20 protein-coding genes are annotated in these 23,168 nt (G+C 55.4%); 5 read left to right on the top strand and 15 right to left on the bottom strand.

Annotation, left to right across the window (positions count from 1 at the left end; genetic code table 11):
- Nucleotides 1-8 precede the first annotated feature (8 nt).
- Nucleotides 9-1,274, top strand: a complete 1,266-nt coding sequence (locus tag P8Z34_05190; protein MEJ2550058.1) for a C39 family peptidase — start codon at nt 9-11, stop codon at nt 1,272-1,274.
- Here the strand turns inward: P8Z34_05190 and P8Z34_05185 are convergent.
- Complete coding sequence (locus P8Z34_05185) at nt 1,241-1,423, bottom strand: hypothetical protein (GenBank protein ID MEJ2550057.1); 183 nt, start codon at nt 1,421-1,423, stop codon at nt 1,241-1,243. The two genes, P8Z34_05190 and P8Z34_05185, sit on opposite strands and share 34 nt — an antisense overlap.
- A gap of 122 nt (nt 1,424-1,545) precedes the next feature.
- On the opposite strand from P8Z34_05185, the gene P8Z34_05180 reads away from it, so the two are divergent.
- On the top strand, nt 1,546-2,703 hold the full coding sequence (locus P8Z34_05180) for a lipid II flippase MurJ (protein MEJ2550056.1): 1,158 nt from the start codon (nt 1,546-1,548) through the stop codon (nt 2,701-2,703).
- 122 nt (nt 2,704-2,825) lie between these two features.
- Here P8Z34_05180 and P8Z34_05175 read toward each other — a convergent pair whose 3' ends face one another.
- The 7 genes from P8Z34_05175 to P8Z34_05145 all read right to left on the bottom strand — a co-directional run bounded on the left by P8Z34_05175 (nt 2,826) and on the right by P8Z34_05145 (nt 12,666).
- Nucleotides 2,826-3,677, bottom strand: coding sequence for a hypothetical protein (locus P8Z34_05175; GenBank protein ID MEJ2550055.1), 852 nt, complete (start codon nt 3,675-3,677; stop codon nt 2,826-2,828).
- A gap of 60 nt (nt 3,678-3,737) precedes the next feature.
- A complete protein-coding gene (locus tag P8Z34_05170) occupies nt 3,738-4,397 on the bottom strand; it encodes a PASTA domain-containing protein (GenBank protein MEJ2550054.1) in 660 nt (219 codons plus the stop codon).
- 279 nt (nt 4,398-4,676) lie between these two features.
- A complete protein-coding gene (locus P8Z34_05165; GenBank protein MEJ2550053.1) occupies nt 4,677-5,939 on the bottom strand; it encodes an ABC transporter permease in 1,263 nt (420 codons plus the stop codon).
- Between the two features lie 8 nt (nt 5,940-5,947).
- Nucleotides 5,948-7,219, bottom strand: coding sequence for an ABC transporter permease (locus tag P8Z34_05160; GenBank protein ID MEJ2550052.1), 1,272 nt, complete (start codon nt 7,217-7,219; stop codon nt 5,948-5,950).
- A 32-nt stretch (nt 7,220-7,251) separates the two neighbouring features.
- Nucleotides 7,252-8,799: an ABC transporter ATP-binding protein gene (locus P8Z34_05155; GenBank protein ID MEJ2550051.1), complete on the bottom strand. Its 1,548-nt coding sequence runs from the start codon at nt 8,797-8,799 to the stop codon at nt 7,252-7,254.
- Nucleotides 8,800-8,947: 148 nt separating this feature from the next.
- Entirely contained in the window at nt 8,948-10,147 is a 1,200-nt protein-coding gene (locus P8Z34_05150) for a BMP family ABC transporter substrate-binding protein (GenBank protein ID MEJ2550050.1), read from the bottom strand.
- Nucleotides 10,148-10,386: 239 nt separating this feature from the next.
- A complete protein-coding gene (locus P8Z34_05145) occupies nt 10,387-12,666 on the bottom strand; it encodes a DNA translocase FtsK (protein ID MEJ2550049.1) in 2,280 nt (759 codons plus the stop codon).
- A gap of 70 nt (nt 12,667-12,736) precedes the next feature.
- Here P8Z34_05145 and P8Z34_05140 point away from each other — a divergent pair, with 70 nt between their 5' ends.
- The 3 genes from P8Z34_05140 to recF all read left to right on the top strand — a co-directional run bounded on the left by P8Z34_05140 (nt 12,737) and on the right by recF (nt 16,254).
- A complete protein-coding gene (locus tag P8Z34_05140; protein ID MEJ2550048.1) occupies nt 12,737-14,404 on the top strand; it encodes a cyclic nucleotide-binding domain-containing protein in 1,668 nt (555 codons plus the stop codon).
- Nucleotides 14,391-14,915: a peptide deformylase gene (def, locus tag P8Z34_05135; GenBank protein MEJ2550047.1), complete on the top strand. Its 525-nt coding sequence runs from the start codon at nt 14,391-14,393 to the stop codon at nt 14,913-14,915. Before P8Z34_05140 ends, def begins: the two co-directional genes overlap by 14 nt.
- An 85-nt stretch (nt 14,916-15,000) precedes the next feature.
- Nucleotides 15,001-16,254, top strand: a complete 1,254-nt coding sequence (gene recF / locus P8Z34_05130) for a DNA replication/repair protein RecF (protein MEJ2550046.1) — start codon at nt 15,001-15,003, stop codon at nt 16,252-16,254.
- A 24-nt stretch (nt 16,255-16,278) separates the two neighbouring features.
- Here recF and rsmG read toward each other — a convergent pair whose 3' ends face one another.
- From rsmG to P8Z34_05095, 7 genes are all read right to left on the bottom strand, one after another.
- On the bottom strand, nt 16,279-17,001 hold the full coding sequence (rsmG, locus tag P8Z34_05125; protein ID MEJ2550045.1) for a 16S rRNA (guanine(527)-N(7))-methyltransferase RsmG: 723 nt from the start codon (nt 16,999-17,001) through the stop codon (nt 16,279-16,281).
- A gap of 5 nt (nt 17,002-17,006) precedes the next feature.
- Nucleotides 17,007-18,047, bottom strand: coding sequence for an asparaginase (locus P8Z34_05120; protein MEJ2550044.1), 1,041 nt, complete (start codon nt 18,045-18,047; stop codon nt 17,007-17,009).
- Nucleotides 18,048-18,105: 58 nt separating this feature from the next.
- A complete protein-coding gene (locus P8Z34_05115; protein MEJ2550043.1) occupies nt 18,106-18,945 on the bottom strand; it encodes a hypothetical protein in 840 nt (279 codons plus the stop codon).
- A gap of 33 nt (nt 18,946-18,978) precedes the next feature.
- The gene (locus tag P8Z34_05110; GenBank protein ID MEJ2550042.1) at nt 18,979-21,558 is read right to left on the bottom strand and encodes a GAF domain-containing protein; all 2,580 of its coding nucleotides are present in this window, start codon (nt 21,556-21,558) and stop codon (nt 18,979-18,981) included.
- Nucleotides 21,559-21,862: 304 nt separating this feature from the next.
- Nucleotides 21,863-22,267, bottom strand: a complete 405-nt coding sequence (locus P8Z34_05105; GenBank protein ID MEJ2550041.1) for a phage holin family protein — start codon at nt 22,265-22,267, stop codon at nt 21,863-21,865.
- An 87-nt stretch (nt 22,268-22,354) separates the two neighbouring features.
- The gene (locus tag P8Z34_05100) at nt 22,355-22,726 is read right to left on the bottom strand and encodes a hypothetical protein (protein ID MEJ2550040.1); all 372 of its coding nucleotides are present in this window, start codon (nt 22,724-22,726) and stop codon (nt 22,355-22,357) included.
- Nucleotides 22,727-22,810: 84 nt separating this feature from the next.
- On the bottom strand, nt 22,811-23,168 hold a 358-nt coding region (locus tag P8Z34_05095), incomplete at its 5' end, for a hypothetical protein (GenBank protein MEJ2550039.1).

Here is a 23,168-nt window from a genome sequence, read left to right as displayed (position 1 = left end):
ATCCCGACATGTTCCGGAATCGACGCACGACGCTTGTCGTCGTTCTCCTCTCGACGATTTCCTGTATTTTCCTTGCTGTGTGGGTCTACAACCTGCCCTTCGTACAGGATCGCATCGGTTGGCGAATTTCCGAGTTGCGCGCAAATATCAAATATGCGCTCTCGCCTCCCGAAGATGCCATTTTTACGCCCAACCCCACCGTCGCCGCAATGGTGCAGGCCACTCTCGATGCCTATACGCCGACAGCCCTTCCGGTTACCCCTACGGCGACGATCGAGAACCATCCAACCGCCACCATCACGCCCACCGCCACGGCTTCACCCACGCCGATCCCGGAAAGCGTGCAATTGGGAGGAATCACGCACGAATATCAAAAGTGGAACAATTGCGGCCCCGCCAATCTTTCCATGGCACTTTCCTATTGGGGCTGGAACGGTGACCAACGCGACACCGCCGCGATCTTGAAACCCAACCAGCGGGATAAAAACGTGATGCCCAGCGAGATGGCGGCATTTGTGAACGAGCATACCGGTTTAACCGCCATCGTCCGCGTCGGTGGGGATCTGGAGCTGCTCAAGCGGTTCATCGCCGCCGGTTTTCCCGTCATCATCGAGAAAGGTTTTGAAGGTTCCGGATTTTCTGGATGGATGGGGCACTACGAGGTCATTAACGGCTACGACGACTCCCGCGAGCGCTTCACCGTGCAGGACTCCTACATCATGCCCGACCTGCCCGTTCCTTACGACGACATGGAAACCTATTGGCAGCACTTCAATTACACCTACATCGTCATCTATCCCCCGTCGGGTGAAAATGCGGTCATGGAGATTCTCGGCCCGGACGCCGATGAAACTTACAACGTCGAGCATGCGGCCGAAATCGCCGCCGGAGAAATCTACGCAGCCGACAAGCGCGAGCAGTTTTTCGCCTGGTTCAACCGCGGCGCAAATTTGGTCCATTTACAGGACTACGCCGACGCTGCCGCGGCCTACGACAACGCCTTTCAGGTCTACGCAGAAATAGATCCCGAGGAAACCAATCTTCCCTGGCGCATCATGTGGTACATGACGGGGGCGTACTGGGCTTACTACTACACAGGCCGCTATTACGATGTGCTCAATCTGGCTGACGTTACGTTCTATTGGCGTGCCCTCGCCAAGGAAGCGCTGGGTGACACTTCAGGAGCCATCAACGACTTACACACGGCGCTCTCGGCTCATCCGGATTGGGAACCGGCGCTCTACCAACTCGACCGCCTGGGCGCTGCGCCGTAGCCCTTTCGAAGGGAAACCCGAATGATGCGGAACGAATCGCAAGCGCAGAAGTCTGCCGCGCCGCACGGAAACATCGTGCGTTCGACGTTGATCGTCATGGGCGGGCTTGCCGCGTCGATCGTTATCGGATTGATCCGCCAGCGCATCATCGCTATCACCTTCGGAACCAGTGCGGCGTTGGATGCCTACACAGCGGCCAACAAATTACCGGAGCTGCTCTTTACCTTGTTGTCGGGAGGCGCACTGGCTTTCGCCTACATCCCGGTCTACCGTGAGATACTCAACCGGGATAAACCTTTTCGCCGTCAGCAGCATCCTCACCGGAACGCTCCACGCGCATCAACATTTCCTCCTGCCGGCCATCGCGCCGTCGATGTACAGCGGAGGAATCATCTTCGGTGCGTTGGCTCTCGCGCCGTCAATGGGAATCTATGGACTGGCCTGGGGAGCCATTCTCGGATCGCTGCTGCACTTCATGATCCAACTTCCCGCACTGTTAATCCGCCGAGTCCGTTGGCGCCTGGCGCTCGGCTGGCAGAACCCGGCCTTGCACCGGGTTGCCATCCTGATGGCGCCTCGCGTCGTGGATCTCTTCATGGCGCGAGCCAGCATCGATTGGATCAACGCCAATCTGGGTTCCGGCCTGGGTGAAGGGCGTGTGTCTGCTTTACAGTACGCCTTTCAACTGATGAACACCCCATGGACGTTAATTGGCACGGCGATCGGCATTGCCATATTCCCCACGATGGCCGCTCTGGCAGCCCAGAAGAACATCGAAGCACAACGCCGCGCCCTCAGCGGCGCCTTGCGCGCCATCCTCACGCTTTCTCTTCCGGCCGCCGTTGCCCTGCTCGTACTGGGAAAGCCTGTGATCGGAATACTCTTCGAGAGCGGCGAGTTCACCGCACAAAGCACGGACCTGGTCTACTATGCCTTACAATTCTACGCACTGGCGCTGATCAGTCAGTCGACCCTCGAAGTGGTTGTACGCGCCTTCGCCGCCCAGCAAGACACACTCACGCCGCTTATCGTCTCTTTTTTCACCACCGCGCTCAATCTCGGTTTGGCCGTCTGGCTGTCGCGTCCACGCATCGATGGCGGCCTGGAACATGGCGGCCTCGCACTGGCCAACGGCATCGCTGTTGGAGTCGAATCCCTGATCGGGCTGACGATCCTGCATGTCCGTTGGCGGGGTATCGACGCCCGCCGCATCCTGCTGCACACCGGAAAGGCGGCGTTGGCGTCCATCGTCATGGGGGGCACCATTCTGCTGTTCAACAATTTGCTCGAACCGGGACGGATGATGCTGCTCCTCGGAGGCGCGTTTATCGGTGTCATTACCTTCGTGGGGATCTCGCTGCTGCTCGGAATTGAAGAAATCCGCTCGATCCCGGTCGGCATCCTCCGCCGCGCACAACGCGCGCAGTAGAAAACCACGGGAGAATTGTTCAGCCCGCATCCTCGCGAATGAAAAAATGGGGCCGCGAACGATAAAAAAAGCCACGTTTGGAGTAAATCCCCAAACGTGGCTTTGATATCACCCGGGATTGTTCAATCTATGATCCAGAGTTCGACGTTTTCCATGGTGCAGCGCGTTCCGTATCCCGCATTCGTTCCGGACAGCAGGGTTAATCCCAGATCCCCTTCTTTCAGCGCGCTGTCGACTTGTGTGCGAACCCTTTCACCATTTACGAAGAAGGTGAACGAATCCCCTTCCACAACCAGCATGATGCTCGCGCTGCCTTCAGGGATATCGACGCTCCCATAGTAGGAGCTTCCCAGGCGTTTCCAATCCCCGCGGTAGCTTCTGGCAAAGTTTACATTTCCATCCAGGCCAAGAAAGACCAGGTAATGGTTGTCGACATCCGTCTCCCGAAAAACGAACCCGCATCCGGAACTGAACCAGTTGGCGTTGTCACTGGCCGAATCCCAACTGGCGTCGGCACGAACAACGAAATCGGTCGGAAAGAGATACGTTGGCCTCCACTGGTACCAATTGATTTGAGCCCACGATTCGGAAAAATCTTCCAGCGTAAAGAACATGCCTTCATCGGTACTGATGTAATCGTAGGCCGCGAGTTCCACGATCTCGTCGAACATCGACGAGGCGGCTTGTGTTTGGGCGGCCACTTTAGCCTGCGCAGTTCCCACCTGGTTGGTTGCCGCCAAAGCGACATTGGCGGTTTTCGTAGCGTTTTGATTGAATTCTGCGGTTGTCGTCTTTTGTGCGGAATCTTCCGTAGCCTGGACACTTTGCTCCGTACCCGCGACCTCGGTCGCCAAGGCATCGATAACGGCCTGCGTTTCCGCCTCGCTGGTCGCAATATCCGATTCGGACGGCCCACAGCCAACTATGACGGTTCCGAAAAGCACGATGACGGTAATCCACTGCATTGACTTCATTATGTTCTCCTCCTTGATAAATCCTCACGAATTAGATGTTTCCCTTTGAACCCCACAACCTTACGGACAAAAGCATACTTTGATCCCATCATTCGTTCCACAATACCCATCACAAAACGAACAGTCTTGCATAAGCAAGTTGGTATTCTCACACCAGAATACAGAACCACCGTAACAAACGCCCTCTTTTGTGACACCCCGACAAGAGTCGCTAATGAAATAACCCGAGCGAGGTTGGGGCCGAGGTGGAGAGTCTGCACTGAAACTAATCACCAGTTTTACTTGCATTTCCTCAAGATCCAACAATGCGCCAGCGCGAGGGGATTGGTCCATGACTTCCCACATCGGCGTGTCGCTGCTGACAACAGCGACGTAGTACCAGGGCAGGCCGAGTTCGGTTAATTTTGCGGTCGCTTCATCGTATGTCAAACCGACCAAATCCGGAACGTAGGCGCTGCCTTCCGGCGGTGTGCTTGTCGAGGATGGGAGAGGGGTATCGGATGGAGTGGGTGTCTGTGTTGCGGTCGGTGTAATTGTAGGCGTGAATGTATTTGTGGGTGTGTCCGATGGTCCGGCAAGTTTCGTTGCCGTCATGGCAAGCGCCTCGAATTCCTCTGCCTTTTGCGTCGCCGCGATCGAAGTGGCGATTGCCGCCTCAGACTTCCCGCATGCACTCAAGAAGCAAAGCATCATCCCCGCTAGAAGCACTTGCTTATGCATAATCTATTACTCCTCCCAAAACAGCGGAAAGTAAGTAATCTACACGAAAACACTTCCCCAAGGTGTTCCACTCAAGCCCAGAATACTATTCTTTAATGTAATTGAGGGATTGATAAATTCTTCACCCGAGCGGCATATGAAAATATTACACTATAAAAATCGATTAGCAAGAATGCATCGGCGGTCGACTGGCATTATCTCGCGTCGATGCACGCATTTTTCGAGCAGCAGCCGAATCGGCACAGAATTTGGGGTTACCGCCCTCCAGGTTGCGGCACGCTATTCCTTCCTATACGGCTGCCCATCAGCAGCCGGCATCCGGGAGCGTCCGATTAACCCCGCCAGCACAACCATCGTTGCGATATAAGGCGCCATACCCAATAGATCGACCGGGATGCCGACTTGAAGGATGGACAATTTTTCCTGCCAGGAGTCGAAAAAGCCGAAGATCAATGCCCCCAGGAATGCACCCCCGGGATTCCAATTGCCGAAGATCATCGCCGCCAGGCCCAGAAACCCTTTGCCCGCCGACATGCCCTCATTGAACCGTCCAGCTGCGCCGATGCTCATGTATGCGCCGGCCAAACCGGCGATCGCGCCGCTTATGAGCACGCTCACGTACCGTGTCCGAAAGACGTTGATTCCCAGCGTGTCAGCCGCTTTGGGGTGCTCACCGACGGAACGTGTGCGTAAACCCCAGCGTGTTTGATACATGAGAATCCTCGTGACGATCAGAAGTATAAACAGCGTATATATAATCGGGCTTTGATTGAAGAGCAGCGGTCCGATCACGGGGATTTTATACAGGCCGGGAATGGGAAATGCAGCGATAACCGAGCCGGGTTGGTTTAATTCAGGGTATAGATTGAGCACGGACCGCTGCAGGTAGCTCGTCATTCCCAACGCAAGGATGATAATGCCCGTCCCGCTCACAATCTGGTCCACCCGATACTTGATGGACAGCACGCCGTGCAGCCAGCCAAACAGCATTCCCGCCAAGATACCCGCTATGACACCGAGGAACAAATTGCCGCTTACGCTTGCCATGACGACGGAGGTAAATGACCCGATGAGCATCATTCCCTCGATGCCGATATTTACGACGCCCGACCGCTCACTGTACAAACCGCTCAGAGCCGCCAGCGCGATCGGCGTCGCTCTCACCAGGCTGCTGACCAGCATTCCCGTGAGATTCAGGGATTTGCCGCGCGTGGCCCAAATCAGGAAAGCAACGATGACCAGTGCGCTCACCATTGCGATGGCGAGCGTGTCACGCTCATCTCTTCGCAGAAGATTCCAAATCGCCACAGCGATCACGACGATGCCCAATACCAGCAGCGTCGTTCCCGTCGGAAGTACAAGGTCTGGAGCACTGATCTCCACGCCCGCACGTTGACTCGTCAGTACGAACGTAGACTGCATCCCCTGTGTCCCGCGCATGAAGAAAAGTAAATCCACAATGCCCACGAGCAGGATCAGCGCACTGACGATGATCTTTCGGCGATTGAGATGATATTTATCGAGATTAGCTGCAGCCCGCATCGCTCCTCCTATGAACCCCAGCCCCTGGATAAAACGGCTTCCTCAGACCGGAATTCCTTCAGACGATAAAGGCCGCGGATGATCGCCGGGGCAGCCACGAAGATGATCACCATGCCCTGGATGATGCGAATGATCTCCACCGGAACCCCGGCCATGGATTGCATCCGTGCGGCACCTCCTCGAAGAAAGCCGAAAAGTAACGAAGCCAGGACCACACCAACGGGATGGCTGTTGCCCAGCAAGGCCAGTGCGATGGCATCGAAACCGTATCCCGTGGAGAAAGCACGTACCATGCGGTGATCGACGCCCAACACTTGATTGGCGCCAGCCAGGCCCGCCAGTGCGCCGCTCAGCCCCATCGCCAGGACGATGTTCTTCGAAATTTTCACCCCGGCATATTTTGCGGCCCGCGGATTCGCGCCCACCATCCGAATCTCCAGCCCGCTCGTCGTCTTCCATAGAAACCAATAAACCAGGAAAGCCGCTCCCAGGGCGATGAAAAAACCGTAATGGATTCGAACCGGTTTGGGCAGTAGAGCAGGGATGTATGCACTCGGCGCGATTTCGGGGGTGATCGGCAGACCGTCCGGCCTTGCCATTGGGCCGGATAACAGGAAATCCGTCAAGCGAAATGCGATGTAGTTCATCATGATCGTGTTGATGACTTCATGCGCTCCCGTGCGCGCCTTGAGATAACCAGGTATCGCGCCCCAGATTGCTCCCGCCGAAATACCGGCCAGCAAGGCAAGAGGCAGATGGATGTACGCCGGTAATCCCTTAATTGCGTAACCAATGAAAGCCGAAGCCAGACCACCGACAAAAAGTTGGCCCTCCGCGCCGATATTGAACAATCCCCCGCGAAATCCAAGCGCCACCGCCAACCCGGCGAATATGTAGGGGGTTGAGATGACCAGGCTTTCACTGATCGGCCGAAGCGCATCGAGGACAGCTCGGGTTTCACCGGTATCCCGCCATACACCGATTGCCTGCACAATCGTCTTGGGATTACCGAACGAACCCTCGAACAGAGCAACATATGCATTCCGGATGGTTATCCAGGTCAACGATAAAGCACCGATTGGATCTTGGAAGAGATTCTTCCAGGCGGCAACGACTTCCGCATTCGAGACAGCGATGATGATTGCGCCGATCAGCAGCCCGGTAAAGACAGAAAGAAAAGGGACTCGCAAGGAAACAAATAAACCTTTGCCGGATACATCTTCTAATTGTTCGTCGACCTTCACATCTTCCGTTTGGGAGCTTTTCTGTTCTTCACTCAAGGAACACACTCCTTATTTCCTTTTTCGAACCCCTAACCTTTCTGAGGATTTCCGGCTTCCACCGCTGCTTCCTCGCGTAAGCCGGCCATCAGCAGGCCCAATTTCTCCTTGGTCGCATCCGCGGCATCAAGGATGGCGACAACTTTCCCCTCAAACATCACCGCAATACGATCCGATAGATTCATGATCTCATCCAATTCGGGAGACACCAGCAAGACCCCACAACCTTCATCCCTCTTCTCAAGAATCCGGCTATGAATGTATTCGATCGAGCCCACGTCTAAACCACGCGTGGGCTGCGAGGCAATGAGCACGGATACGGGCCGCGAAAATTCGCGCGCGACGATTACCTTCTGTTGGTTTCCTCCGGAAAGATTAGCGACCGGCACAAAAATACTGGGTGTGCGAATATCGAACAACTCTACCCTAGATTCCGCCGCCTCCTCAATCGCATCCTGCTGTAAATTTATACCCTTTGCGAAAGGCGGCTCGTAATACGTATTCAAAACAAGGTTATCCGCGACCGGAAAGGAGAGCACCAGGCCATCTTGTTGGCGGTCCTCCGGAACGTGCGCTGTTCCAACTTCCCGTATCTTGCGAGGCGTGCTGTTCGTGGTATCCTGCCCCAGGATCGTTATCTTTCCACCTTCAACGCTTCGCAATCCGGTCAGGGATTCCACCAATTCAGTTTGACCGTTCCCCTGCACTCCGGCAACGCCGAGGATCTCACCCTGGCGCAATTGAAAAGATACACCATCAACGGCCACCAGATCGCGATCGTCTCTCACGATAAGATTCTGGACATCAAGCACCACATCCCCCGCCGCTTGCGGTTTGCGATCCGCCGCCATGATGACCTCTCGCCCGACCATCATTTTCGCCAACGATGCTTCCGAAGCAGTGTCGGGGGTTGCCTCGCCGACAACGTGGCCATTCCGCAGTACCGTAATCCGGTCGGCGATCGCCATGACCTCCTTCAACTTATGCGTGATAAAGATGACCGACTTACCCCGATCGACGAGTGAGCGAATGACCTTGAAAAGTTCATCGACCTCCTGCGGTGTAAGAACCGCGGTTGGTTCGTCGAGAATGAGAATGTCTGCTTCTCGATAAAGGACTTTGATAATTTCGACACGTTGTTGAACGCCCACCGACAGATCTTCTACCAAGGAGTCGGGATCTATCTGCAGGCCGTATTGCGACGAGATGTCACGAATTCGCTCGGCAGCTTGTTCGCGATCAAGAAAGACCCCATAGCGCGTCGACTCGATGCCCAACATGACGTTCTCGGTCACAGTAAAGACAGGCACCAACATGAAGTGTTGGTGCACCATTCCGATCCTGAATTTAATTGCATCTTCCGGACCAGTGATCTCCACCCTCTTTCCACGTATATAGATTTCACCCTCGTCGGGAGTATACAGGCCGTAAAGGATGTTCATCAACGTGGTTTTACCGGCGCCATTTTCCCCCAATAGCGCCATGATTTCTCCTTCGTGGAGAGTCAAATTGATCTTATCGTTTGCGATTACGCCTGGGAACGTCTTGGTGATGTTCCGTAATTCCAAAACCGGGGTCATAGGTATGTTCCTTTGAGCTGGATTTCTGAACATAACCGGCAAATTGAAATACGAATAATACAGAAGAAGTGTACAACAGGCGGTGCCGATTGTACAACGGCACCGCCTGAAGTGATTCTCTGCTTAGATTTTACTCACAGAGAGACTACTAGTACAAGCCACCGGGGCAGTAGTCCGGGTATGAAACACAACCCGTGTCGCTGATCTCGCCCGATATGATCTTCGCCTTGAGGTCTTCGATCTCCGCCTTAAGATCAGCGGGGACCACACTGTCGAGATCGTGGTATGGGCCAATACCAACGCCGTCGTTTGCCAGATCGCCGACGTAGACACCGCAGCCGTTGAAGTTGCCCTCCATCGTATCCTTGATAACGGTGAAGACGGAGGTGTCCATGTTCTTCATCACGCTGGTGAGGAGAACGTCCCGCGCCTCGGGCAGCAGGTTGTAGCCATCCACGTCGACCCAGATGCCGTAGCCGCCGCGCTCACGCGCCACGTCGAAACCGGGCGATCCAATCAAGCCGCCGACCCCCATGAAAATATCAGCGCCTTCATCGAAAAGGGACTCTGTGGATTCCTTTCCCTTGGTGAGGTCAACGAAATCACCGGTGAACAAACCTTCGCCCGTTGCGTTGTCCCAGCCAATGAGTTCGACGCTCGTACCGTGAACCTCATTGTAATATTCCATGCCGGCCTGGAAGCCGACACCAAATATCGTCACCGTCGGGATCTTGGCGCCGCCGAAGTAGCCCAATTTGCCGGTTTCGGTCATGCCTGCCGCAAGGTAACCCGCCAAAAACGCCGCCTGGTCGGTCTTGAAGACCTGACCCTCAACATTCGGAATACACTCGCTGTTTCCGACAACGCCTTCGGGGACACCGAACGGATCAGGGTAAGAATAGTCGACGATGGTGAATGAAATATCCGGGTAGAGGGCCGCAACTTTGGCGAGATCGCCACCCAGGAAAAATCCGGAGGCAATGATCAAATCGTAACCCTGGCTGGCGAATTCCGTCAGGTTGGGCTCGTACTGCGTTGCTTCGTCAGATTGAATGAACTGCGCCTCGACGCCCAACTCATTCACCGCGCGCTGAACGCCATTCCACTGTGTGGTGTTGAAGCTCTTGTCATCAATGCCGCCCGTGTCGGTGACAAACCCAACGCGGAAGGGCTTCATGGGCTCCTCGGCTTCCGTTGCCGCCGCCGGCTCTTCAGCCACAACCGGCTTCTCGGTTGGAGTTGGAGGAACCATTTCCTCGGTAGGAGTAGCGGTTTTCGTGGCGCATGCACTCAGAATCATCGACGCAAAAATCAGAAAGGACAACACTGCGTATAGCTTATTTCGCATCTCTCTCCTCCAAAATTATTTTGGTTTGACTGTAGTTGGGGCGAATACGGGGCCTGATTCGTGTTCCAGGTTCACTCCTTTCTCCGTGGTTTGGAAATCCAATTCACTCGTCGGGAGTTTCCTAATTGCAATCACAATACCATAATATCACGGGATGAATTGTATGACAATTATTCCGAGAAATTTTAAGTTTAATGCAGTGAGTCAAATATGGTACTTGAGAGGGTCGATACGGAGCTTTACTCTTCGGCAGTCGCCATGCCGCCGTAGTCCAACACCTCGCGCGCCTTCGAGCCGCTTTTGGCTGGTCCGATGACGCCTTGCTCTTCGAGGTGATCGACGATCCGGGCCGCTCGAGTGTAGCCGATACGCAAACGCCGCTGCAGCAAAGAAATCGAGGCGCGACGCATCTCGCGCACGATTGCGACCGCTTCATCGTACAAGGGATCTAAATCCTCGTCCGCCGCATCTTCCTCGTCCCACATGGGCACTTGTTTGAGCGGTACGCCGGAAGGGATGGTCTCGACCGGACCGATGTGCGATGGTTGGGTCACATCCCCGCCCAACGCAGCGTTTTTCCAAAAGCGTATCAGCCTCGAGAGCTCGACCTCGGATACAAAGGCCCCCTGCATGCGAATCGGTGCGGCGGCATCCGGTGCCTGAAAAAGCATGTCCCCTCGACCGAGCAATCTTTCAGCTCCAGGTTGATCCAGGATCACGCGGCTGTCGACCGAAGATGCCACGGCGAACGCAATTCGCGAGGGAAAATTCGCCTTGATCAATCCGGTCACCACATCGACCGAGGGACGCTGCGTCGCGATCACCAGATGAATCCCCGTAGCGCGCGCCAGCTGCGCCAGACGCGTGATGACGCGCTCGGTTTCATCAGGTGCCATGATCATCAAGTCTGCCAATTCGTCGATCACGACGACCAAATACGGCAATTCTCTCCCTTGAACGTCTCGCATTCGTCGATTGTAATCCTCGATATTTCGCATGCCTTCCTTGGAAAACCGTTGATAGCGTGAATCCATTTCGCGTGAAATCCACTGCAGCGCAGGGACCACGCGCTCCAGATCGACGATCACCGGGGCAAGTAGATGAGGAATTCCATTGTAGTAGGTCAGCTCGACGCGTTTCGGATCGACCATCAAGTATCGCAGTTGATCCGGTGTGTTTTGCAAAAGCAGCGAAGTGATGATGGCGTTGACACACACCGACTTGCCGGAACCCGTCGTCCCGGCGATGAGCAGATGCGGCATTCTGGTTAAATTGGCTACAACGGGATGCCCGGAAACATCCTTGCCCAACCCGAGCCGCAAGGGTGATTTGATCTTTCGATATTGACTAGATTCCATCAGATCCCGCAGCGCCACGAGTGTGACTTCCGTGTTGGGCACCTCGATGCCGATGTAGCCTTTGCCCGGAACGGGCGCCTCGACACGAATGGACGGCGCTGCCAACGCCAGGGCCAGATCGTCCGCAAGCGCCGAAATCTTGCTCACTTTCACCTTGGTTCGCCGGCCACCGCGCCCTTCGATGAAATCCGGTTCCACCCCGAACTGTGTGATCGTGGGACCTCGATTGATCTCCACCACACGAGCCGGCGCACCGAACGCCTGGAGCGTCTCTTCGATCAATTTGCCTCGTTCGCGATCGAAAGCTTCATCTGCCTTCCCCGCCGTACCAAGATCGAGGATTTCGGTCAATGCGGGTAACGACCATGCTTTTTCGGACGCGGTTTCCTCGTGCTGGAATTCTTCCTGCGCAGAGGGCTGCGGTCGGGTCACTTCACGCGGCGCGCTGACTTTCTCTGCGATGACCGGAGGCGCTTTGTCGACGACGGGCGAAATGTAGGCCGGCTGCGGCGGCTCGGCAACCTTTTCCCGGAGGAAGTCGATTGCCCACCGCACCGCCTGGACGAGCAGCGACCAGAGTTCCGGGATCGAAAGCCCGGCAGCGAGGATCATCCCGATCAGGAACCACGCCAGTAGGACTACGGCGGTGCCGGCCCCGCCCAGCGCACCGAACAAAATGGCCAGGAACACGGCGCCAATCGCACCGCCACCCCGACCCAGACGAGCCTCCGCCATGCCCGTGTCAAAATCGGTGACACCCAACACGGCGTGCAAGAAGGTCAGCATCCCAAGGAAAAGCAGTACGACTCCAATCACGCGTTCCAATTCCAACACAGGAAGCTGTCGCCCGAAGGTACGCGCCATGAGCCATAATCCGCATCCAAAACCGGCAAGCAGAGCCAGGTACATCCCCCAACCGAACGTCCAACGCAGCACGTCGAGCCAGGCCGCGATGACGACTCCCTGGCTGCCGGTAAAGAGGGCGATGCTCGTGATCACGCTCAAAACGAGCAGCAGCAATCCGATCAAATCGAGCTTGCGATCCCGGGACAGGCTCCAACCGCTCAGTAACGAGCCGCGGGCAGAGCTGCGCTGGGAAGAAGCGCTCTTGCTCCTGGATTTACTTTTTCGCCGGGAGGATGTCTTTCTCTTTTTGGTCACTCGGGACTCCGCAGGTCGGATTATAGCACGGCAGCGGCGACCTTCGCTCGCCCATGCTACAATTGCAGCCATGAAGTTTTCATCCGCGTTCGATCTGCTGTGCAGTACGCACTTTTTACGCCAGGAGCCGGAAGACGACATGCGCGCCCTGGCCGCTACGCTGAAGCGCGAAACGTACGAAGCGGGGACGGTCGTCATCCATCAAGGCTCACGGCCGAAGGCAATGTATTTCATTGCCGAGGGCGAGGTCGAGGTTGTTCACAAGCATCCCGAACGAGGGGAAGACATACTCGCCAAGTTGAAAGCGGGTGACACGTTCGGGGAAATCGAGATGATCTACACCCAGTCTCGATTCGCCACTGTCCGAGCTGCTCTGCCCACGATCGTCTACCGCTGGGACCGGCTGGCGATGACGGATTTCATGAAGCAGCACCCCGCAGCGCTGGCAAGTCTGCGATTCGCCGTCCAAAGCCGCCGGTTGGCTCGGAAAGTACGCTTCGATTGGCTGGCCGACGATGAAGTGATCTACGGCCTGGCGCGCAAGCACAACGTGCTGCTGTTTCAATCCCTCACCCTGCCGATGTTCCTTCTGGCCACAGCCGCGCTGCTCATCATCTATGGTCTCGTTCGCGAACAAACGGTAATTTCATGGGTCGGTGCAGTCATGCTCGTATCTGCGTTCGCCCTCGCCGTCTGGCGTTGGATCGACTGGAGCAACGATTACTATATCGTCACCAATCGCAGGGCGGTCTGGCTGGAAAAAATCGTCGGCATCTACGACAGCCGCGTCGAAGCGCCGCTGCACATGCTGCTTTCCGTCAGTGTCAGTACGGAAATGGTCGGCCGCATGATGGACTACGGCGACGTGGTGATTCGCACGTATACGGGCAAAGTCGTTTTCCGCAACGTGGAGAATCCCGCCGCCATGGCCGCCATCATTGAAGAGCACTGGCAGCGTTTGCGCACCCAGCAGGAACAGACCGATCGCGAGAGTTTACGGGATGCCGTTCGCCAGCGACTCGCTCCGGAACCCGAGCCGGAAGAGCAGTCGACAGTCGAAATCGAAAAAGCGCCCATGCGGGAACAAACCGAGAGCAGACCCGGTCTCTTCCATTCCTTCTTCAAAGTCCGCTATGAGGAACAGGACGTCATTACATACCGCAAACACTGGGCCGTTCTGCTGCGCGAGATTGCAGCTCCCTCCATCCTCATCCTGATTACGGTCATTCTGCTCGCCGCCGGATTTGCCAGCCGGGTCACTTTTCTCCCGACAGCGACGTTCATCACCCTCGTCGTTCTGCTGCAGATCGTGCTGGTTTTATGGTGGTGGTATCGATACGTGGATTGGTCCAACGACATCTACCAGATTACCCCGGAGCAGATCGTCGACGTCTATAAGAAACCGCTGTCCCGTGAAGTGCGTAAAGTGGCGCCGCTGGAAAACGTGCTCAGCACCGAGGTCGATCGCAAAGGCGTTCTCGGTTATTTCATGAACTACGGCGATGTGGTCACCAACATCGGCACTGCCATGTTCGTCTTCGAAGGCGTGTTCGATCCCGTGGGTGTACAGCAGGACATCGTTCACGCCCAGGAGGCGTTGATCCAAAGGCAACACGAGATGGAGCGCAAGCAGCGTCAAAGCGAGATGGTAGAATTACTAGATATCTATCACGATGAGTATTCCAACGTAAAGAAGTTCCCGGAATCCGAAGAAGATCAAAACCATGGCTATCCGTGAAATTGTTACCCCACCAAATCCAACACTGCGCCAGCGCGCCAAGAACGTTCACAGCATTACACCGGCCATCGAGACTTTAATCGAGGACATGATCGAAACCATGCGCGCCGCCAACGGCGTGGGGCTGGCCGCTCCGCAAGTGGACATCGGGCAGCGCGTGATCGTCGTCGAATACGGCGAGGGTTCTGAAGATCCTGAAAAGGAAAACAAGCCTGCCAAGCTGTATGCCGTCGTAAACCCCGAAATCGTGCGCCGTTCGAAGGACACGGTTTTAGGAAACGAAGCCTGCTTATCCATCCCAGGATTTTATGGTGAAGTCGTACGCTACGAGAAGATCACGGTCAAAGGACTCGACCGGCACGGAAAACCCTTCCGTCTGAAACCCAATGGCTGGCTTGCGCGTATTTTCCAGCACGAAATCGATCATCTCGATGGCGTGCTCTTCATCGATCGCGCCAACGAGGTCTGGAAAATCGAAGAAACCCAAGTCGAAGTTCCTCCGGGCGCGTAGGACATCATAGGCGTAAATTGATATTCAGATTACGCTTCGCGCCGGCCGATCCGCGGCGTGATCCTATGCTACAATCCATGCGCCGATGCAATTAAACCACCTGTCGCTTACCCATTTTCGAAACTTCACTCGTCTCGATCTGGCCTTCACCGCAGGCGTGACCATTCTGGTAGGTGCAAACGCACAGGGAAAGACGAGCCTGCTCGATGCCATCCATTACCTGACTACTGCGCAATCCCCACACACGAGCAACGACCGCCACCTGATTCATTTCGATGCACTGCAGGATTCGCCGCCTTTCGCCCGTATCGTGGCTGAAATCCAGCGCAACACACTTGCATCACACGAAGCCGAAAGCGCGGCTCATAAACCCAAACCGCTGCGCATCGAAATCCGCATCATCCTCAACAGCGTCGGCCCGACGAACAGCCAGCGCCTGCGCAGGGAGGTGCTGGTCAACGGCGTTAAACGCAGAGTAAGCCAGTTGGCCGGCGTCTTCAATGCGGTGATGTTCCTGCCCAAAGACATGCGCGTCGTGGAAGGCTCGCCGTCCGAACGACGCGACTTCCTCGACAACGCACTTTGCCAGGCGGATCCCGGTTATGCCCAAGCCCTGTCAGAATATACCGCCGTGCTTTCCCAGCGCAACGCATTGCTCAAGCGGCTGCAGGAACGCCAACCCGGCAAAGGCGAGATCACATACTGGGATGAAAAACTTTGCGAGTACGCTGCCACATTGATTACGACGCGCCTGGCCACGCTGCAGGAGATCAATGAACGCGCGCGCCCGATCCATCATGACATCTCCCGGGGAAAGGAAAGCTTACGACTGGAATATCTTCCATCGTTCTTGCCATCGCCTCGATCCGAATCAGGTAAGGGAGAAGAAAACGCACCGATTGACGATGAGGAGCAGACCGGCGCAGAAGCAATCCAGTCCACGATGATGACCGCTCTCCAACGCAAACGGACCGAGGAGATCGCCCGCGGTACCACCACGATCGGCCCCCATCGAGACGATTTCCGGTTTCTGGCCAACGACATCGATCTTCGATATTACGGGTCGCGCGGCCAGAACCGCACGGCCATGCTGGCGACTCAACTGGCCGAGGTGGATTGGCTACGGCAGAAAACCGGGGAATACCCGGTTTTGCTCTTAGACGAAGTCATGGCGGAACTGGACCCCATGCGTAGAGCAGATTTACTCGAACGGCTGAGTACGGCGCATCAAGCGATTCTCACGTCCGCCGATCTGGATATGTTTACCGAGGAATTTCGCAGCCGTGCCGTGCTGCGCCGGATTGCAGATGGGGTCATTTCCTCTTTCCCGGATGAATGATCCTGCCTGCATCGAAATAATGATTCATGCAAGGGGACGTTTCGCAGGAATGCCAACCCTTCGAGGGTATCTCGGCGGCGTCGCTGCGCTTTTTTCGACCACGATCAAATAACGCGTTTCGACGACGCGCGGCAACTCGAGGGGAATGATCTGCTTCAGCCTTCCGCCTAAGATCCGCAGCGCTTCCTCTGCAGCATGCGCTTCAACAGGACCGGTCTCACCCTTTTGGATCACCGCTTTTCCACCAACGCGCAGCAGCGGCAACAGATATTCCACCAGCACGGGCATGGAAGCGACAGCACGAGCCACCGCCCAATCATATTTCTGACGATGCTCATCTGCATGGCCAATGTTTTCCGCGCGATCGTGGAGCAGTTCGACACCGTTCAAACCGAGCCTTTCGATCACGTGCCGGCAAAATTCGACTTTCTTGCCGATCGATTCGACCAGGGTTAATTTCATCTTGGGACGCAGTATCTTCAACGGCAATCCGGGGAACCCCGCACCGCTCCCCACATCCACCACGCGTTCATATCTGGGTGCACCCATCACCAGAATGCAGGTCATCGAATCCAGGAAATGCTTGATCTCGATGTTCACCGGATCGGTGATTGCGGTCAGATTGATACGTTGATTCCAGGAGATTAACTCGGCGGCGTAGCGTTCGAATGCCGCCATCTGCTCCGGTGACAAATCGATGCGTAGAAGCCCCCGGGCTGCGTCTTGCAGCCCTACATACGTGCTCACGAATTCTACAGCACTCCTCGCATGAGACGGATCGTTGGACGAAGTTCACCGACGACGTGCCCCCGATTGTTGCTGATACTCGTAGCATCCTGTACGAGTTCGGCGTACTCTTCCGGAGATAATACTTCCAGCAAACGCAGGACTTCCAGGCTGATCAACGAGCGGGCTCGCCGTGCATAGTCACCATCGGCGATCTTGATCGCCACACCCAAACCGGGCGAATTGGGCCCCAGGCTTCCAGGGCGTATCCCCAGTGCCTGAAAACCCTCCGCTCCTGCCTTACTCACGATACGCCCGTTCGTTGCCCGTATCAAACGCGTGTCGAAGCGGCCGGATCCAGCCACCAAAAAAGGGTGTTCCGTCATCGCGGCCACCACGGCATCACAGGCTTGAACTCGTATCGAGGGCAATCCATTCGGATCCACCAGTCGGGCAAAGGCCGTGGAGGCCGCACACAGCGAAACGCCAAACGTGGGCACGGTACAGCCGTCAACACCGATGGCAATATCAGCCTCTTCGAGTCCACACATCTCGGCGACGATCTTCCGGATTCGCCGCTGCACCGGGTGATCGGGCTGCTCGTAGTCGCCGGTGGACTCCTGCAGGAAAGTCGCCGAAGCCAGCATCCCGGCATGCTTGCCGGAGCAATTATTACGCAGTGGGGAAAACGCTCGACCTTCTTTCCGTAAGCGCTGGGCCGTTTCTCTGTCGAAAGGACGATGGACGCCACAGTGAAGGGCGCTCTCCTCCAGGCCGATCCGATCCAGAATCGATACAACCGCTGCTACGTGGTCATCCGTTCCATCGTGGGAGGCACAGACGATGGCGAGTTGCTCCGAAGTGAAATCGAAGTGCTCTGCCGCACCCGATTCGAGCAGGCACAACGCTTGAAGCGGCTTCGCCGAAGAGCGCATGTAGGTCACGATTCCCGGATCTCCACACCATGCTTCCAACGCCCCACTTGAATCTGAGATCGCCACGGCGCCGTGATGCAGGGATTCTACGATTTCACCCCGCGTGACCTCCAAAACCACTGCATATTCCATCGAAAAATGACCTCGTTTTATGCGAAAGAGTTAGATGAACGAAACCACTTCTAATGTCTTAATTATCGGAAGGGTACATTCTGGAATGAAGGTGTATCACACTCGCTCTTAGCCTGAGCATACATGTATCAGCCCTGGCAGACTGAACCTTTGGAAAACTCGTGATCAATTCCTTTGCATAGTCATCGGCAAGTTCGGGAGAGCCGCCTCGTTTCGCAAAATCCTGGATTCGATTCGGAACACGCCGTAAGAAGCGCGCCATGTCGTTGATATCGCTGCGCTTGACCAATCCGTCCCTCCCCGATACGAACTTGTACGTACGAAAATGCGCGCCCCTCAAATCGTCGAGACTCTCCAGCCATTGATCGATGTTTGCGTTTCCAAGATAAGGGGGCTCTTTGACCGTGACCGCATCCCCAATAAATATGACTTTCGCTTCCGGCAGCACCATCCAAATCGCACCCGGAGTCGGCCCTGGACGATGGAGGAAATGCACCGTACGATCTCCGATATGGACCTGCATTTCGTCTGAAAACGTCAATTGGGGAACCGCTCGACGCACACCGGTAATGCGCTTCAATCGATCTGCTTCTGCTCCGATCGGATTCGCCCTCCCCTTGTAACTGTCCGACCAGGTACTCATGGTGATTCGCGTGCGATCGTGCCCGAGGGTTGGGAAGTTGACCACACGGGCACCCAGTACGCGATCCACGTGGGAATCAAGCAGCACCATGTAGCGTACATTGCCGAGATCGGACAACGTGCCGATCCAGGTACGTGTATCTTCCACCCGCAGCGGGCAGTCCACTGCAATTACACTTTCCTGTGTGACGACCGCGCCGAGCAAGACGGCAGGGAATTCGTCCTCGATGAAAACGCCGGAAGCGATCTTGCGCATACCGTTCTCCAAGATTTGGATTCAACGATCTAATTATAATGGAAGGGTAAAATGAAAAGTGGAACCTTCGCCTTCTGCACTCTCGACCCAGATTCTTCCGCCATGCGCTTCCACAGCGAGACGGCAGAATGCAAGCCCGAGCCCCCTACCTTTTGGCTTCCCCTTGCGGTGAATGCGTGCATATTTCTCGAAGATGCGTTTTCGATCTGCAGGAGGAATTCCGCTGCCGCTGTCTCTGACGCTGACATCGAGAACCCCTTTTGCTTTTTGTGCAGACACACGGATTTCCCCACCCGTCCGCGTGTATTTGATCGCGTTCTCCAGCAGATTCGTCATAACGCGCAGGATTAAATCGAAATCGATATCCACCTCGGGTAGTTCCGGCATGGGCTCGATTTCCAGCGTATGCTCTTTCGCCTCGGCCATGGGTCGAACTTCTTCGACCGCTTCTTTAATGAGCGCGGTGATCGATGTTTTTTGTTTATCGATGACCGCATTTCCTGCCTCGAGGCGATCGAGATCGAGCAGCGACTCGATCAATCGCGATGCGCGTCGGCTGGAACGCTGTGCGATGGATAGCACGGATTGAAAAGCCTCATCCTCCTTCACCGTCGACGTCTCCAGGACCTCGAGACTCGAAATGATGTTACCGATGGGCGCACGCAAATCATGGAAAATCATCGACGTCAGATCCGAACGCAGTTGTTCCAATTCGATGCGTTCGGATACATCCCGCAAAATCCATTGAAACACCGGTTGTTGATCGATGTCGATCCGTTTGACATGAATCTCGATCGGCAAGCTTTGATCTTCACTCTGCGGCATCGGAGGTTCCGACGAGAAAGTCTCACCGGGATCGAGTTGCGCCAATTCCTGCTCCACCTTGTCCGCATACGGAATGCCCAACTCGAAGACCGAACGCTCGCGCAGGCTCTCTCGAGATTGACCCAGGAAGCGTTCCGCATGACGGTTTGCGTCTTTGATCGACCCATTTAAATCCGTTATGAGTAATGGATCGATGCTGTCCTCGAACAAGCTGGCGTAGCGCATCTGGGCGGACCGGGTTTCCGAGAAGAGTCTGGCGCGAATGATCGCCGACCCCGCCAGGTAGGCAATGCCCATCAAAAGTTCGATCTGTTCTTCGCGAAAGGTGTCTCCCCGATGGTTGATCGCTTCCAGCACGCCGATCGTCCTGGATTCGGCCATGATCGGAGCTGCCACGATGGAATTGGTGATGAAGCCGGTCTGTTCGTCGATTTTTGGAAAGAAACGCGAGTCCTTTTGTACGTCGGGGATCACGACTGGTTCGCTGTTTTCGACGACCCAACCGGCGATTCCCTGACCCCGCTTCAATCGCAAACCGACCAGATGATCGGCCGATTTGCCACTCACGAATTTGAATTCGAGCGTGTCTGTCGTCTCGTCGAGCAAGGCCACAGAGGCGGCTTCCGCATCCAGGCTGGACAAGGTTCGTTTCAGAATGCGCTTGATTACTTCGTCGATGTTGATGCTTTCGGTGACCACCTGGGCAGTGTGTGCCAAGGCGGAAAGCGCCTGTACTCTGCGTTGGCTTTCGGCGAACAACTGCGTGTTCGCCACCGCCGTTGCCGCCTGCTCCGCAAAAGCCGTGACCAATTCCACCTCAGCGGGGCCGAATACACCCGCGCTGTTGTTATCGACGTTTAAAACCCCCACTGCCCGATCACGTACGATCAGCGGAGCTCCGATCCAACTGCGGATGGTTTCCGATTCGGGATGTTTTTCCCATTTGATCCAACGATCATCCAATTGCACGTTTTCCACACACAGCGGTTCGGCATTTTTTATTACCGCTCCGGTCAACGTGTTTAATCCAATGGGTACTTTCATACCAAGAATAGCAGCTTCGTCTTTTAATCCCCGCGCTGCGACAAGCGTGAGATTTTCACCTTCTACTACGAAGATGCTGGCACTGTCGTAAGTGATCAAGCGCGCGAGTTGATCGAGAATCTGTGAGAAAACCTGCGTTGGATCGAGCGTCGCGTTGATCGTGCGTGCAATTTCCTGTAGAGTCGACGCGAAACGGCGCCGCTCCTGCTCGGCGGTGAAAAGGCGTGCGTTCTCGACCGCCACGCTCGCCTGATCCGCGATGGCTTGCAGTAACGTCAGGTCATCTTCACTGAAATAACTCGTCTGGGAGTGGACCATGGTAAGCACGCCCACAACACGCTCGCGGAGGAGCAGGGGGACGCTGATCGCCGAGCGGCTGCCTTCATCTGCTTCATCTGCGCTTTGCTGCAGCCAACGTTCGTCATCGAGCGTACTGGAAACGAAAGCCGGCTTTCGGTTCTCAAATACCCAGCCGGCCAGGCCCCGATCGAAGGGATCCTCCAATTTCTCGGTGGTATGATCGATGACCTTACCATCATAGAAAACCGCCCCTTCCGTCAAGTGGCCATTTTCATCGAGAACGATGATGCTGCCGCTGATCGCGGCGACTTTCTCGCTCGTCAACTTTAAAATACGCTGCAGGAGTTCGTTGAGATCCAGCTCCGAGGTCAACTCGCGACTAATCGAATACAGAAGCTCAAGAGAGGCGCGTGCACGCTCCGTTGCAGGCAAATCAGATGTCATTGAGGCCACTTACCCTTCGGCGGCGGTTTCGGATATCGCCATCGACGCTTACTCGATCGAGCATACACCGTCGAGAAGGATTTGTGTACTGGTGCGAGTATAGCATAGGGGCATGTGCGGGCAAACAATATTCATGCCCGATTCATATAGTAAAAAAGGCATAAAAACAAGCCGTTCGAAAGGCCTTCCTGCAGACTTTTCCCCCGATTTTCGCCCTTCAAGCGTCTAAAATCAGCGGCTCATGGCCTTGATTCATGCGCTGTGAAGATCGTAGATGGCATCAAGAAAATTGAAAGAAAACGGCTCAATCCCTGCTGCGCTCGCGCTTGCTTTTCAATTCCTCCCGAAAAACGAAGGACAATACGATGTTGACGACCCCAACGACAAGGGAGCCCAGAAACGCAGCCCACACCGAGTCGACGGTGTATCCGAAACCCGGCGTGAAAGAATTTCCGATCCAACCCGTAAGCCAGAACAGAAAAGTATTGATGATGAGGACGAACAACCCCATCGTCAGCACGATTAGTGAACAACTGAGCAGCTTCAACAATGGACTCAATACGTTGTGTACCAATGTAAAGACCAACGCCATTGCCAAAATCGCCAGACCTGTGGTGTTTTCGGCATGAATTCCCGAAATCCATCCGGTGCCGACCGTAACATAAAGTGCGATCATGTTTATGATCCACCGCAGTGCGAAACGATTCATCCCTTTCTCCTCTGCTGCAAAACTCGAGCTTGAGCTCCCATCACAGATACATTGTACTGTATTGGAATTGCACCCGTTCGGAATGCTTCACTCGATGAACAATTCGACGTGGTGACCCTCTTCCTCGTCCACGATGTCCACAACCTTCCCCGTCAGGCCTTGATTCAAGGCATCGATCATTTCCTCCATGGCGACTTCTTGCTCGATGGAGGGCACGAAACGCGCCCCCATACGCAGGCCGACGTTCACCAAATCGATCGGCAGGTTTACCTTGACGGATTCCTTCCCCGTTCGCAAATCGGTCACCCGGACACGCAGCCAGCGCGCGTCGCCGCTCTGGATCGTCTGCTGCAATTTTTGTTTCGCCAGCGCAGAAAGAAGGCGAGCGCCTTCATCCGCGGAGATCTTCCCCTCCTCGACCATCTTCAGGATTTTCATCCGTTCATCTGTCGTAGCCATAACTGACTCCTTGCCCAGTAATTCATTGGGATCAATTTCACTTGTCTACAATACTGCACCGCGATTACCTCCCGCCTCAAAAGATCAACCCAACGTGACTTCGACTCGCTCTCCCTTATCGCCATCCGTGATGTCGATGAGGATTGGCGGTCCCTGCGCCAGGTTGTTTTCCAACTCATCCAAGGCAAGCAGGATTTCATCTACTCCGGTTCGATCGAGTCCCGTCGCGTAATGACCGAAATTTCTCAGTCCCCATGCCGCGAATCGGGTTGGAATAGGCAGGCGAACGCTGAATTTGTGCGAACGTCTTCCCTTGCTTTCGAATATCCGTAGATGCACCCAATGGGAATGCATCGTGCACACACCCAGTATTGCAAGTTCGGCACCCAACAGCAACAGCGGTCCAGCACTCAGCCTCCACCAGCCCCCCAACGTGGCCACG

This window comes from Anaerolineales bacterium, assembly GCA_037382465.1.
GTDB lineage: Bacteria > Chloroflexota > Anaerolineae > Anaerolineales > E44-bin32 > WVZH01.
This window is presented reverse-complemented; position numbering and strand designations above follow the sequence as displayed.